The organism is Sphingomonas sp. 37zxx (genome assembly GCF_000786205.1).
Lineage (GTDB): Bacteria > Pseudomonadota > Alphaproteobacteria > Sphingomonadales > Sphingomonadaceae > Sphingomonas.
In genome coordinates this window covers 43391-57815 of record NZ_JROH01000007.1, presented here as the reverse complement: position 1 = coordinate 57815, position 14425 = coordinate 43391, and the positions used below count along the sequence as shown (strand labels likewise).

10 protein-coding genes are annotated in these 14425 nt (G+C 65.5%); 6 read left to right on the top strand and 4 right to left on the bottom strand.

Annotated elements, in window-relative coordinates; genetic code table 11:
- Positions 1-40: 40 nt before the first annotated feature.
- The 4 genes from QU44_RS04510 to QU44_RS04495 all read right to left on the bottom strand — a co-directional run bounded on the left by QU44_RS04510 (position 41) and on the right by QU44_RS04495 (position 5220).
- The gene (locus QU44_RS04510; RefSeq protein ID WP_033920426.1) at positions 41-1447 is read right to left on the bottom strand and encodes a TolC family protein; all 1407 of its coding nucleotides are present in this window, start codon (positions 1445-1447) and stop codon (positions 41-43) included.
- Positions 1444-2496: an efflux RND transporter periplasmic adaptor subunit gene (locus QU44_RS04505; RefSeq protein WP_033920424.1), complete on the bottom strand. Its 1053-nt coding sequence runs from the start codon at positions 2494-2496 to the stop codon at positions 1444-1446. Before QU44_RS04505 ends, QU44_RS04510 begins: the two co-directional genes overlap by 4 nt.
- On the bottom strand, positions 2480-4171 hold the full coding sequence (locus QU44_RS04500) for an ABC transporter transmembrane domain-containing protein (protein ID WP_033920483.1): 1692 nt from the start codon (positions 4169-4171) through the stop codon (positions 2480-2482). Before QU44_RS04500 ends, QU44_RS04505 begins: the two co-directional genes overlap by 17 nt.
- 80 nt (positions 4172-4251) lie before the next feature.
- Complete coding sequence (locus tag QU44_RS04495; protein ID WP_081987863.1) at positions 4252-5220, bottom strand: hydrogen peroxide-inducible genes activator; 969 nt, start codon at positions 5218-5220, stop codon at positions 4252-4254.
- 53 nt (positions 5221-5273) lie between these two features.
- Here QU44_RS04495 and QU44_RS17135 point away from each other — a divergent pair, with 53 nt between their 5' ends.
- From QU44_RS17135 to serA, 6 genes are all read left to right on the top strand, one after another.
- Positions 5274-6692 carry a phosphoesterase gene (locus QU44_RS17135; protein WP_156140931.1) on the top strand — a complete coding sequence of 473 codons (1419 nt, stop codon included), beginning with the start codon at positions 5274-5276 and terminating at the stop codon, positions 6690-6692.
- Between the two features lie 69 nt (positions 6693-6761).
- Complete coding sequence (locus QU44_RS04485; protein ID WP_033920423.1) at positions 6762-7262, top strand: sigma-70 family RNA polymerase sigma factor; 501 nt, start codon at positions 6762-6764, stop codon at positions 7260-7262.
- A gap of 1 nt (position 7263) precedes the next feature.
- Positions 7264-8196, top strand: a complete 933-nt coding sequence (locus tag QU44_RS04480; protein ID WP_052134332.1) for a FecR family protein — start codon at positions 7264-7266, stop codon at positions 8194-8196.
- A gap of 111 nt (positions 8197-8307) precedes the next feature.
- Entirely contained in the window at positions 8308-11370 is a 3063-nt protein-coding gene (locus QU44_RS04475; protein WP_052134331.1) for a TonB-dependent receptor, read from the top strand.
- A 186-nt stretch (positions 11371-11556) separates the two neighbouring features.
- Positions 11557-12714, top strand: coding sequence for a phosphoserine transaminase (locus tag QU44_RS04470; protein ID WP_033920422.1), 1158 nt, complete (start codon positions 11557-11559; stop codon positions 12712-12714).
- 97 nt (positions 12715-12811) lie between these two features.
- A complete protein-coding gene (gene serA, locus QU44_RS04465) occupies positions 12812-14389 on the top strand; it encodes a phosphoglycerate dehydrogenase (RefSeq protein ID WP_033920421.1) in 1578 nt (525 codons plus the stop codon).
- Positions 14390-14425: the final 36 nt, after the last annotated feature.

Genomic DNA, 14425 nt, shown 5'->3' with positions numbered 1-14425 from the left:
ATGGAACAATGTAGGAAAGAACATATGTAGAACTTTGGGGTTACAGACCGAGTTGCGCGCGATCGACGGTGGCGGCGACCAGTTCGGCGCGCGCCGACGACCGGCGAAATTCGGCGTCGAGCTGGCGCAGCCGCGCATCGGCTGCTGATTCCTCGCGCAGATTGACGACGATGAAGTCGCTGGCACCAAGCTGGAAACGCCGACGCTCGGCCTCGGCCATGCGGGTTGCAAGCGCGGTTTCGTCGCCGGCGAGCGCCACCAGCCGCTCGGCGGCATCGACCTGGATCGCCAGGCCGTTTACCTCGACCAGGATTTGATCCTCGATCAGCTTGCGGCGCAGGCGAAGGCCATCGGCCTCGGCGCGCGCCTCGGCAATGCGACCGCGCGCCTGGCGGCGTTCGAGCGGCAGCGAAAAACGCAGGCCGACAATGCCCTCGGCCGGCGTTCTGCCCGCACCGGCCAGGCCGACCGGGCCGATGTCCTTGGCCGCTTCGGCGCGAAGATCGAGGCGGGGCTGCATGTCGTTTTCGGCGAGCTGGCGGCGAGCGGCTGCCTGGTCGAGCCGAACCAATATGGCGTCGAGGTCGGGCCGCTCGATCCGCTGCGCCAGATCAGGCCCCAATGGTGGTAGCCGAAGCGCGGGGAAGCTGTTGGGTAAGCGAGCGGGTGCGGGGGTGACCGGCTCGCCATCGGCATCGCGAAGATAGAAAGACAGCGCGTTGGCGGCGCTGGCCAGTTCCTGTTCGGCGCGAATCAGCAAGGTCTGCCGACGCACGATGTTTTGCCGGTTCTCGGTGCTGAGAATATCGGGCCGTGCGCCGAGCGCGATCTGGCGTTCGATCGAGGTCTGTCGCTCGCTGGCCAGCGCCAGCAGGTCGCGATAGACCGCAACCCGCATGCCCGCCGCGACCCAGACCTGATAGGAATCGATCGCGCGGCGCTGTACCCCGATCGCCACCATCTCGCGGTCGAGGCGCGCAAGTTCGATGTCGCGGCTGGTAAGATCAATCCGGGTGCGGCGTTCGTCGACAAAGCGATCGCGCATCAGCGCGAACACCGCGCCGACTTTCACCTCACCAAGCTGGTTCGTGAACCCCTTACTCTCATAGGTCGGGAAGTCGCCGCGCGAGATACGGTAACCGCCATAGATGCCGCCGCCATTATTGACGAACGGTCGGCTGGCGCGCCCCTCGACCACGGTGCCGTCGTAAAAGCCCAGCAGTCGCGATTGCGCGTCGCCCTCGAACAAGGTGTCGAACGCGCCTTCAGCCGAAAGCCGGCGGCCATCGGCCTGACGCTCGCGGGTGATCGCTTCGAGGATGGCCGGCGCGTTGACCGCCGAGGAGCGAAGCACTTCGTCGAGCGTCAGGGTCTGGCTCTGCGTCTGCGCGGTTGCCCCTGCCGGCACTGTGACCAGCAGGAGCAGCGCGAGCGCCAATCGTCTCACTTGGTCTGCTCCTGTGCTTTGTTCCTGGCTTCGGCCTCTAGCGCGGGGCGGCGGAACTCGAGCGGGAAGTCGTTGAGCTGACGCCACAATTCATAGCCGACGCTGACGGTTTCCATCTGGATCCAGCCGCGCACCTTGGCACCCAGCCGGACATAATCGTCGTCGGGCCAGCTTGGGCGGCCCGGCATCGGCTCGACCAACACCCGGAACAACCCGGTCGCCTGCGCTGAAGGGTCGAGCGAGCGCACGCGACCGTCGAACATCCCCTCGGCGATCGACGGCCAGCCGCTGAACTGAATCGCTGGCCAGCCTTCGAATGCCAGCCGTACCGGGCGGCCCGGGCGAACCAGGGCAACGTCGCGCCCGTCGACCAGCAATTCGACGACGCGCACCGGCCGATCGGGCGCGAGCGTTGCCAGAATGTCGCCGGGGCTGACCAACGTCGCGCCGGCGGCGGCGTTGATCGACTGGATCCGGCCTTCGCGCGGGGCACGCACCACCTGCGCCGATTGGCGATTGAGGCCGACATCGACCCGGCTGAGCTTGGCGCGCGCCTCGGCCAGCTTGGCGACATGATCGGCGACGCGAATCTGCGACGCTTCGTAATCGCGCCGGGCAATCAGCCCTTCGGTGAGCAATTGGCGCGAGCGACCGACGTCAAGCTGCGCCACGGTCATCGCCTGTTGCGCGGCGGCGATCTCTGCTTCGACTTGTGCGCGTTCGGCACGCAGGCGGGTGAGCAGGTCGGGGTCGTTGTCGACCACGCGGGCGATCGGATCGCCGGCCTTTACCTGATCGCCGTCGTTGACGAACCACCGCTCGACGCGGCCAGGAACCAATGCGGTTACCGATTGCACGCGGTCATCGGGGTTGAGCGCGACTACCTGGCCGGCTCCGGGCGAGGTCTGAACCCACGGCACGCCGAACAGGATCGCGGTGACGACGCCGATGCTGATCATCAGCATCCAGGCGATTGCACGGGTGACGCGAGGCGGACGGATCGATGCGAGCGTTGGAAAATGGGTAAGGTGATCAGGCCGGAAGGGCATCGGTATCTCCTTCGTCGCGGGCAAGCGCGATCAGTTCGGCTTCGCTGGCGCAGCGCTGTTGTACCTGGCTGCCGACCCATAGCCGACCGTCGCGCGTCAGCCCCTGCGGACGGCGGGTGAATTGCAACACGGTGGTGCCGCTTTCGCGCAATATCGCCAGCGCCGCGTCGATCCGCGCGGTGGGCAGCAGATCGTAGAGCGGCGACAGCACCAGCACGCGCGGGCAGGCGAGCAAGGATGCGGCGAGCTTGAGCGCCATCGTTTCGCCCACCGAAAACGGCCAGCCCGAGTTCGATACGATCGTATCGAGCCCGTCGTTGAGCGCCCCGATCCGGGTGGTGAGGCCGACGATGTCGAGCACATCCATGATCCGGGTGGCATCACCCGAGGCAGCGAGCGTCAGATACTCGCGGATCGACATTTCGACGAAGCTTGGCCGTTCATGCACCATCACATCGGCGCGAAGGCGATACATGTCGAACCCGGCAATGTCGCTGCCCCCCACCAGCACCAGCCCGCGCGACGGCAGTTCGTGGCGCTTGAGCAAGCGAGCGATCGTGCGTTCGACCCCCGGCGCGGCGACGACCGCGAGCTGTTCGCCGCTGTCGACCGAAAAATCGAAGACATGGCCGCCGTGGCGCACCCCGCGCAGCCGGATCGCGCCATTGGCGGGACCATGGCTGGTGCCGACGCGCGGCTCTTCCTGCGCGATGTCCCAGAATAGCGACAGTTCCTCGAGGCTGGCGGCGAGGTCATAGAGCGATTCGAGATAGGTGCCGAATTGCGCGATGCCATAGAATACGCCCGACAGGATCAGTTCGGCAGCGACCAACTGGCCGATCGACAATTCGCCCTGGATGATCAGCCAGCCGCCAAGCGCCAGCAACGTCGCGCTGGCAAAGGCATAGGTGAACAACAGGCACAAAGTCTGCGCGAAGGTGTAGCGAAAATGCCGGCGATGCGCGTTGACATAGGTCGCGGTCATTGCTTCGGACCGGTCCATTGCGAAATCGAGATGGCGGCTGGATTTGTAGAAGCCGTTCGACCCGCCGACGCTTTCGAGCCAGTGCGCCGTTTGATGCTTGGCATGGCTCATGCCGACCGCGCTGCGGACCGCGCCCGAGGCCCAAACCTGCCAGATCACGAACAAAGTGAAGACCAGCACGCCGTTGAACGCGAGGAAAAACGGGTGATAGAAGCTGGTGACGATCAGGCCGACCGCGCCCTGGAGCACGATGGTGAAGCCCCCGATCAGCAGGCTGGGCACCGCCTTTTGCACCGTGATCAGGTCGAAATAGCGGTTGAACAGGTCGCCGCGGCGCGCATCGGCAAAGAACGGGTTTTGCGCATGCACCGCGCGCAGCGTGATTTCGGCGACCATCCGCGCGAACAAGCGCCGCTCGAATACCGCCATTAGATGGATTCGCAGCGCGCTGAGCACGCCGGCGATGGTGAGCAGCAGGAACAGGATTCCCGCCAGGGTGAACAAGGGTGCCGGGAGGGCGGTGTTCGCCACCGAATTGATCAGCAACTGCACTGAGATCGGCGTTGCGAGCGACAGCAGCGAAATCGCGATGCCATAGACGATCGCCAGCCGCACGAATGCGGCATCAGGCGCCAGCACCAGCGCGATCCAGCCTCCGAACGCCCGCAATCCTACGCGCTTTGCCGCCATCATATTCTCCTTAGATGCTCGACCTATTATAGGCAGCAAGCCATCGGGCCAACCGGTCTGGCACTATAAGTGTCATAGGATTATCCTATGGCGGCAACCTGTCGCAACAGGTTTGCCAATTTTTCAAATGCCGGTGCGCGCCCGGCGCCCGCGCGCCAGACCAGCCCGATCTCACGATAATGCAGGCCACCCTTAAAGGGCCGCGCGATCACTTCGTCGCCGCTGCGAATCTCCTGGCGGACATAAAGTTGTGGCAGGAAGGCAAGGCCCATGCCCATCCCCGCCATCTGGCGAATGGCATCAAGGCTGGTGCCTTCATAATCGCGAAGCACGCGCGCGCCGGCGGCTTCGGCAAGTGCGGTCACCTGATCGCTCATGCGATATTGCGGCTGGAGCGTCAGCAGCCCTCGCCCGGCAAGATCGGCGGCGGTGATCTCGGCGCGGTCGCGCAGCGGATCATCGGCGGCCATCGCCAGGTAGAGGGGATCGCGAAACAGCCGCTCGACATGCAGGCCCGCCCCGTCGATCGGCAGTTGCAGCAGCACCACGTCGTGCGCGCCGTCGGCCAGCATTTCGAGCAATGGCCCCGGCATGCCCTCGCGGACATGCACCCGCAGCGTAGGGTTGGTGGCGTGCAGACGCGCGACGAGTTGCGGCAATATATACGGGCCAAGCGTCGGCGACACGCCGAGCCGGATGGTGCCCGACAGCGCCTCGACATGCCGTTCGGCCAAGGCGGCGAAGCTGTCGACCTCGGCCAGCACCCGCCGTGCCGCTGCCACTGCGTCGCGGCCCAGCGGGGTCAGGATCGTGCGGCTACCGCGTTCGGCGACCCGGCCCTGCAACATCGCCTCGAGCAACTGAATCTGCTGCGAAAAGCTGGGCTGGGTGACGTCGACCGCAGCGGCTCCGCGTGTGAAGCTGCCATGGTCGGCAAGCGCGACAAGAAAACGAAGCTGGCGGATCGTCGGCTGCACCCGATCGGCATAGGCGCGGCGGCGGAGGTTAGGAAGCCTTGGGCGCAGCGGCCGTCGGGGCTGCGCCGTCATGCTGTTGTCGTGAAAGCGTCGCATCGATGAGGATTGCTGCATAGGGAGCCGCCATGTTTCGCCGATCGATATTGTTTTGCGCCCTATGGTCGACGCTGGCGGTGCCGGCCGCCGGGCAGGAGGCCGGGCAGCGCCGCTGGCTGGCGGGGGACCATCACGTCCACAGCATTTACAGCGCCAAATACCAGCCCGATCCGGCGCACCCCGATCAGCCGCCACCGCCGATCATCGGCGGCGATTCGGCGCATAGCGTGCTGCAAAATGCCCGGATGGCAAAGGCGCATGGGCTGGCATGGATGGTGTCGACCGATCATGGCGGGCCGCGCCATGCCGATCTGAACCATGCCCGCGCCTGGCCCGATGTGGTTGCGGCCAGGTTGGCGGTGCCCGAACTGACATTATTCTATGGCATGGAGTTTGACGTGCCCGGCGGCGAACATGCCAGCCTGATCCTGCCGATCGGGCCGCAGGAGCGCGATACGCTGCGCGATATCGAGCGCGGCTATGGTAAGCGCGAGGCGTTTCCCGCCGATCCGGCGCGCAACACCAAGCCCAGAATGATCGAGGCGCTGCGCTATATGAACAGCCTGAGCGCGCCGCCGGTGGTGATCGGCAACCACCCCTCGCGCACCGCGACGGGCCTTGGCCGCTGGGGCCAGCATAGCCCGCAGGAATATCGCGCCTGGCAGGCCGCCGCGCCGCGCGTGGTGATCGGCATGGAGGGCGCGCCGGGGCATCAGGCGGCGCGGCCCAAGCCCGGCCTGGACATCGCGCACGGTTCGCGCGGGCTATATGGAGGCTATCCGACGATGGGCGGGTTCGATCAGATGACGGCGACGATCGGCGGCGGCTGGGACGCCTTGCTGGGGCAGGGGCTGCGCTGGACGATCACCGCCACGTCGGATTCGCACGGCCATTGGCGTGAGGGCGGTGCCGATTTCTGGCCGGGCGAATATGCCAAGACCTGGGTATTCGCCGCGCCCGACTCGTCCGACATTCTGGGCGGACTGCGCGGCGGGCGGGTGTTCGTGGCGACCGGCGGGCTGGTCGATCGGCTCGACGTGACGGTGACGAGCGGCGACGCGCACGCGATGATGGGCGATACGCTGGCGGCGAAGCCGGGTGGGGAGATACTGGTCACCATCCGCTTTCGCCCCGCGCGCGCCGCCAATGCGGGCGGCGCGGTGCCCAAGGTCGACCATGTCGATCTGATCGCGGGTGCGGTGACGGATAGCGCGGTAGGCGATCGCAACCCCAGCGCGCGCGTGCTCCGCCGCTTCACCGCGCGCGACTGGCGGCGCGAGGGCGCGGATGTGGTGATCGAACATCGCATGCCGGCCCCGGCTGGTGCAGGCTATCTGCGCGTGCGCGGGACGAATACGCAGCAGGGGGAACCCGAGGCCGACGTGCCCGGCGAAGACCCGTGGCAAGACCTCTGGTTCTACGGGAATCCCATTTATCTGACCGATTGAACGCCGCCGTCATCATGCGGCAATCGAAACGTCACGAAACCGTATCGCAGCGTCCCTACCCGGCAGGACATGCAGGCAGGTGATGCTTCGATCCACGGCGGCAGGCTGGTATTGGGCTGGGGACGGCTGCGCGACCAGATCGCGCGGATGACCAGGCGCGACGATGCCGAGGATCTGTTGCACGACGCCTGGATCGGGCTGGCCGAGCGGCAAGTGGTAGCCGACAATCCGGTGGCGTTGCTTGCCCGCGCCGCCGCCAATCGCGGGCATGACGCCTATCGCCGCGAACGGCGCGCCGGCACCGCCGTGCCGATCGAACTGAGCGTCGATACGCTGGCCGATCGCAATCCGTTGCAGGACGAAACGCTGATCGCGCGGCACCGGCTCGAGCGATTGCGCCGCGGCGTCGAGCGGCTGAGTCCGCGCACCCGGCAGATTTTCTTGATGCACCGGCTGGAGGGGCGTAAGTATCGCGAAATCGCGGACGAACTGGGGATCAGCCAGAGCGCCGTCGAAAAGCACATCGCAAAGGCGATGACGCATCTGACCGAGTGGATGGAGAGTTGGTGACGTGATCCGCGGCGAGCCGGCAACATCCAACCGGCAGGCCGCAGCATGGCTGGCAAGACTGCACGCCGACGACCGCACCGACGCCGATCAAACCGCCTTTCGCGCCTGGATCGATGCCGATCCGCGCCATGCCGATGCCTTTGAACGCGCATCTGCCGTGTGGGATTCGGTCGGTGGCCTGGCCGCCACCACGCCCATCGTCGGCCCTCCTGCCGCGCCCGTGCCGATGTTGTCGCGGCGTGCGGTGATGGCGGGCGGCAGCGCGCTGCTGGTCGCGGGCGGATCGGTGCTGGGCTGGCGCGAGGCGACCGCCGGGGTCTATCGCACCGGGGTAGGCGAACAGCGCCGGCTGGTGCTGGAAGACGGCACGCGGGTGATGCTCGACACCGACACCAATATTCGGTTTCGCACCCGATCGGACTTGCGGACGCTGACGCTGTCGGCGGGGCGGGTCGATTTGCAGATCGCGGCCGATCCGCGCCCGTTCGCGATCCTGGCGGGGGATCGGCGGGCGCTGGCGCTTCGCGGGCGACTGGACGTGCGCCGCGACGGTGCGCGCGCGGCGATGACCGCGATCGAAGGGGTCGCGCGGGTCGAAGCGGCGGGTGCCACATTGCCGCTGGTGCCCGGCGAGCGGATCGCGATGGCGCAGGGTAGCCCTGACCGGGTCGATCGCCCCGAACTCGAAGACCTGATCGCGTGGCAGACCGGGCGGCTGGCGTTTCGCGACGAAACGCTGGCACAGGCCGCCGCCGAGATGAACCGCTATACTCAGCGGCCATTGGTGGTCGCCGATCCGCAGGCGGCGGCGCTTCGCTTCACCGGCATGTACCGGGTGGGCGATCCCGAGGCATTTGCCCGCTCGCTCGCGGTGCTGCTGCCGGTGCGCGTCGAGGCGGGGGCCGACACGATCCGCATATCATCGGTTAGCTGAGCCGCTTTACCCCGCCGCCCCCGATTTTTTTCGCACTGCGGGGTGAGGTAAAATCATCGCCCGTCGTCGGGGGGATGGACGCTCGTTGGGAGCGGGAGACGGGGGATTTCGATGACGATTTTGAAGCGGCAGCCTGGCCTGAAGCAGGGGCTGGGCCGTTCGGCGGCGCTTGCGCTCGCCCTTTCGACCTTGGCGATGGCGGGGGCCGCGCAGGCGCAGGACAATCAGCGCCGCGTGCGCTTCAGCATTGCCGCGCAACCGATGGACCGCGCGCTCGAGCAACTGGCGCGCCAGAGCGGTAGCGACATCCTGTTCACCCGCGCGAGCGTCGCCCGGCTGAACGCCCCTGCGCTCAGCGGCGAATTCGCGGCTGAGGCAGCCGTGCGCCGGCTGATCGCGGGCCAGCCGCTGACGGTGACGCGCGATGCCGCCGGTGCGCTGATCGTCCGCCCTCAGACGGCGGCGGCCCAGCAAACGCCAGCGGCGACGACGCCCGCCGACAGCGACGAAGCCGCCGTTGAGCGCGACATCGTCATCACCGCCAAATTCTCCGAGGGCGTCGCTCGCTCGCTGGATGTCAAGCGCAACGCCGATTCGATCTCCGACGCGATCGTTGCGGCGGACATCGGCAAGCTGCCGGCGTTCAACATCGCCGAGGCGTTGCAGCGCGTTCCCGGCGTGACGATCGTGCGCGAAGCAGGCGAGGGCCAGTTCATCAGCGTGCGCGGGCTGGGGCCAAATTTTCAGGCGATCACCTTTGACGGCATGCCGTTGGCGTATAACGAAAATATTCGCAATTCGGGCCAGTCGGGCCGTCAGTTCCGCTTGCAGGTGCTGCCCGCAACGCTGATCGACAGTATCGTCGTCATCAAATCGCCCACTGCTGATCTGGTGGAAAACGGCATCGGATCGACGGTCGACATCCGGTTGCTCAATCCGCTCGATCGCGATTCGTTCGTCGCGGCCAATCTGTTCGGCGGCTATGACGAGCGCACCGATACGCTGAACCCCAATGGCAGCCTGTCGGCTGGCTGGCACAATGCCGATAACAGTTTTGGCGTGCTGGGCGGCATCGCCTATTCAAAGCGCCAGGTGCAGTTCGATCGGCTGCGCGTGGGTTGGTCCGACGTCCAAGTGCCGGGCCTGGGCGAATTGCGCGTGCCGGGTGACGCGCAGCCTTATCTCGAGCTGGAAGATCGCGAGCGGATCAGCGGGATCGTCGGCGTCCAGTGGCGCCCCGCGCCGAACCTGGAATTCGACATTGACGGGCTGTATTCGCAGTTCAACAACGAGACGGTCGAGCGCCGCCTGACCTATTATATCCCCAGCCAGATCGCCCGGCTCGACCCGACGACCGCGGTGGTCGAGGATGGCCGGCTGGTGGCGGGCACGATCCGCGGCGCACGTATCCGTAACTATGCCGAATATCTCGACCAGTCGCACCGCAATTTGCAGCTCAACGCCACGATGCGGCTTGATCTGGACGGGTGGCGGTTCGAGCCGCGGTTCAGCTATGCCCAGGCCAAGAGCGACCTGGTTACGCCGATCCAGCGCGTGCAATATCGCACCGCCAATGCGCGCGGCGGCGACCTGACCTTTGATTTTCGCGGCGATGTCGTCAATCGCGCCAAGGTTAATTCGCTGTTCACCAGCCTCGACCTGACCGACCCGTCGGTGATGCCGTTCGAAAGCTTCGCGGTGCGCCCGATCAATTCGCGCGACGAGGACCAGACCTTGGTCTTGAACGTGTCGCGCGACACCGAGATCGACCTGGGCGGCCTGAAGATCACCAGGATCGCCTATGGCGGGCAATATTCGGATCGCTATCGCGACTATCAGCGGCGCGACCGCAGCACGACGGTGTTGCGTCCGGGCGTCACGCGCACCGGCGATTTCCTGGGCGCGGCGGTGCCGTCCAATGCCTTTGACCAGCAGATCGGCACCTTCCAGCCCTGGACCAATGTCGATTGGGGGCTGTTCAACCAATCCTATGTGCTGGCGGGCGAGTTCGACGGGGTGAACCCCAGCGCCTATGATCTGGAGCCCAACGCCGCCGATCGGCAGAACAGCTATCGGATCGATGAGGAAGTGGTCGCCGGCTATGGCCGGATCGATTTCGCGTCGGACGTGGGAACGGTGCCGGTGAGCGGCAATGTCGGCTTGCGCTATGTCCGCACCGCAACCGATGTCGACGGCACTACGGTGTCGCCGGTTCGCACCGCGACCGGCGGGGTAACGACGCAGGTGACGCCGATCACCACCTCGGCCAGCTATCAGGAGTGGTTGCCGAGCGCGAACGCGAACTTCAGCATTGCCAAGAACATCCAATTTCGGTTGGGCGCGGCAAAGACGATGACCCGCCCGTCGCTGGCCGAGCTTCGCAACTCGATCAACACCAACAGCGTGACGGTGACCAACATCTTCAACCTGGGGGCGGCCGCGCTCGAGGATGAGACGCTCAACCTCAACGCAACGGCGGGCAATCCGAATTTGCGGCCTTATACGTCGTGGAATCTCGACCTGTCGTTCGAATGGTATTTCGACAAGTTCGGCGCGTTCACCGCCGCTGCCTTTTACAAGGACGTGAGCGATTACATCGCGTCGGATTTCGAAACCCGCACGCTTGCCTTTGCGGTGAACGACGGATCGACCCTGCCGGTCGACGTGCTGGTGGCGACGCCGACCAATGTCGGCGATGCGACGATCTCGGGCATCGAATTCGGCTATACCAACCGCCTTGCCTTTGGCCTGGGCGTGACGGCGACCGCGACCTTTGCGACGTCGAAGCTTGAGCTCGACCTGGCGGGTGTCGGCGTCCAGTCGGCAGGCGTTCAGGGGGTGTCGGACATCAGCTATTCGATCACGCCGTTTTTCGAGAGCGGGCCGTTCGAGTTCAACCTTAGCTACACCTATCGCAGCCAGTATATGACCGATGCGGGTGCGGTGGTGACGTCGCTGCCGACGACCGAGGACGTCGTCGCCTTTTATCAGGACGGATTCGGCATCCTCGATCTGGGCGGCAGCTATCAGCTTCGCCCCAATGTCGAATTGTTCATGCAGGCGGTGAACGTACTCGACGGACGCCAGGTATCGTTCGCGGGAACGCGCAAGGAGTTTACCGAAATCCACACTTTTGGTCGCACCGTCAATTTCGGGGTGCGCGCCAAGTTCTGATCGGCATGCGAGACGGGCCGCAGCCGCGCATGGCGCGATCGCGGCCCGTCTTGTTTGGACCCACTGGACGGTGCCGGAGTGTCGAGCGACCTTCAGCACGCTTGACACCCCGCCCGGCATCGTTAGGGCCGGCGACGGGCCACGCGGTCCCAACGCCGCGCGTGCTCTCTGTGAGGAGAGACTGACATGACTGATCTACACGTTGCCGACGCCACATTTGCGTCCACCAAACCCGCCACCAAGCCGGCGCGTCCCCATTTCTCCAGCGGCCCCTGCGCCAAGCCTCCGGGCTGGTCGGCCGACAAGCTCGACACTTTGGTGCTCGGCCGCTCGCACCGCTCGAAGCTGGGCAAGGCGCGGTTGCAGCGCGCGATCGACCTGACGCGCCAGGTGCTGCAGGTTCCCGATACCCACCGCATCGCGATCGTCCCCGCATCGGATACCGGCGCGATCGAAATGGCGATGTGGTCGATGCTTGGGCAGCGGCCCGTGACGGTGATGGCGTGGGAAAGCTTCGGCGAAGGCTGGGTGACCGACGCGGTCAAGCAGCTCAAGATCGACCCGCAGGTGATGACCGCGCCCTATGGCGAGATCGTCGACCTGACGCGGGTGCCGCACGACCATGATGTCGTCTTTACCTGGAACGGCACCACCAGCGGCGTGCGCGTCCCCAATGGCGAGTGGATTTCGGACGATCGCGAAGGGCTGACCTTCAACGACGCCACCAGCGCGGTGTTCGCGATGGAGATGCCGTGGGACAAGCTCGATGTGACCACCTTCTCTTGGCAGAAGGTGATGGGCGGCGAGGGCGGCCACGGCGTGCTGATCCTGGGGCCGCGCGCGGCCGAGCGGCTCGAAAGCTATAGCCCGGCCTGGCCGATGCCCAAGATTTTCCGCATGACCAAAGGCGGCAAGCTGATCGAGGGATTGTTCAAGGGCGAGACGATCAACACCCCGTCGATGCTCGCGGTCGAGGATTATATCTTTGCGCTCGAATGGGGGCAGTCGATCGGCGGGCTGAACGCGCTGATCGGGCGATCGGCGGCGAATGCGGCGGCGCTCGACCGAATCGTGCAGGCGCGCGATTGGCTGGGCTATCTCGCGGTCGATCCGGCGACTCGCTCGAACACCAGCGTGTGTTTGACTGTCGAAGGTGCCGATGAAGCGTTGATCAAGAAGATGGCATCGCTGCTCGAGGCCGAACATGCGGCGTACGACATCGCGGGCTATCGCGATGCGCCCGCTGGGCTTCGCATCTGGTGCGGCGCGACGGTCGACACCGCCGATGTCGAGGCGCTGGGGCCGTGGCTCGATTGGGCCTGGGCAACGGCACGCACTTCTTAATCGTCATCCCGGCGAAAGCCGGGATCCAGCGCCATACGCGACATCCTTTGTAACCCTGGGTTCCGGCTTTCGCCGGAATGACGGGTGGAGAAATCAAATGCCCAAAGTCCTTATTTCCGACAAAATGGATCCCAAAGCCGCCGAGATTTTCCGCCAGCGCGGGGTCGAGGTCGATGAAATCACCGGCAAGACGCCCGCCGAGCTGATCGCGATGATCGGCGAGTATGACGGTCTGGCGATCCGCAGCTCGACCAAGGTGACCAAGGAAATCCTCGAAGCCGCGACCAACCTTAAGGTCGTCGGGCGCGCCGGGATCGGCGTCGACAATGTCGATATTCCCGCCGCCAGCGCCAAGGGCGTGGTGGTGATGAACACCCCGTTCGGCAATTCGATCACCACCGCCGAACACGCCATCGCGCTGATGTTCGCGCTCGCGCGCCAATTGCCCGAGGCTGATGCATCGACTCAGGCGGGCAAGTGGGAGAAGAACCGCTTCATGGGCGTCGAGCTGACGTCGAAGACGCTGGGGCTGATCGGCGCGGGCAATATCGGGTCGATCGTCGCCGATCGTGCGCTGGGGCTGAAGATGAAGGTCGTCGCCTTCGATCCGTTCCTCAGCCCCGAGCGCGCGATCGAGATCGGCGTCGAGAAGGTCGAGCTGACCGAATTGCTGGCACGCGCCGATTTCATCACGCTGCACACCCCGCTGACCGACCAGACCCGCAACATCCTGAGCGCTGAAAATCTCGCCAAGACCAAGAAGGGCGTCCGCATCATCAATTGTGCGCGCGGGGGGCTGATCGACGAGGTGGCGCTCAAGGCCGGGCTCGATTCGGGGCATATCGGCGGCGCGGCGCTCGACGTGTTCGTTGAGGAACCGGCAAAGGCGTCGCCCTTGTTCGGCACCCCCAATTTCGTGTCGACCCCGCATCTTGGCGCATCGACCAGCGAAGCACAGGTCAACGTCGCGATCCAGGTGGCCGAGCAGATGGCCGATTTCCTGATGTCGGGCGGCGTCACCAACGCGCTCAACATGCCGAGCCTGTCAGCCGAGGAAGCACCGCGGCTCAAGCCCTATATGGCGCTGGCCGAAAAGCTGGGCTCGCTGGTGGGCCAGTTGACGCATGGCGCGATCGGGCGGATTTCGATCCATAGCGAGGGTGCAGCGGCTGAATTGAATCAGAAGCCGATGGTGTCGGCGGTGCTGGCAGGTTTCCTGCGGACGCAGACCGACACGGTGAACATGGTCAATGCGCCGGTGCTGGCCAAGGAGCGCGGCATGGAAGTGCGCGAAGTGCGGACCGAGCGCGAGGGCGATTACCACACGCTGCTGCGCGTATCGGTGAAGACCGACGCAGGTGAGCGTTCGGTGGCGGGCACGCTGTTCGGCGATCAGGCCCCGCGCCTGGTCGAGCTGTTCGGGATCAAGGTCGAGGCCGATCTGGCGGGGCATATGCTGTATGTCGTCAACGACGATACGCCGGGGTTCATCGGGCGGATCGGTACGACGCTTGGCACCGCCGGGGTGAATATCGGCACCTTCCATCTGGGCCGCCGGGCCGCAGGCGGGGAGGCCGTGTTGCTGCTGTCGGTCGACGAGCCGGTGACGGCGGAGTTGATCGCGAATGTTCGCGCACTGCCTGGCGTGCGAACGGTGATGGCGTTGCGGTTTTAGGTGACCGCGCTGTAGTGCTTCCCTATGTGACCTTCT

Bases quoted from the DNA above. Each gene is read 5' to 3' on its own strand.
- QU44_RS04505 (WP_033920424.1), bottom strand. From the start codon at position 2,496: ATGCCCTTCCGGCCTGATCACCTTACCCATTTTCCAACGCTCGCATCG.
- QU44_RS04500 (WP_033920483.1), bottom strand. From the start codon at position 4,171: ATGGCGGCAAAGCGCGTAGGATTGCGGGCGTTCGGAGGCTGGATCGCG.
- QU44_RS04495 (WP_081987863.1), bottom strand. From the start codon at position 5,220: ATGACGGCGCAGCCCCGACGGCCGCTGCGCCCAAGGCTTCCTAACCTC.
- QU44_RS17135 (WP_156140931.1), top strand. From the start codon at position 5,274: ATGTTTCGCCGATCGATATTGTTTTGCGCCCTATGGTCGACGCTGGCG.
- QU44_RS04485 (WP_033920423.1), top strand. From the start codon at position 6,762: ATGCAGGCAGGTGATGCTTCGATCCACGGCGGCAGGCTGGTATTGGGC.
- QU44_RS04475 (WP_052134331.1), top strand. From the start codon at position 8,308: ATGACGATTTTGAAGCGGCAGCCTGGCCTGAAGCAGGGGCTGGGCCGT.
- QU44_RS04470 (WP_033920422.1), top strand. From the start codon at position 11,557: ATGACTGATCTACACGTTGCCGACGCCACATTTGCGTCCACCAAACCC.
- serA (WP_033920421.1), top strand. From the start codon at position 12,812: ATGCCCAAAGTCCTTATTTCCGACAAAATGGATCCCAAAGCCGCCGAG.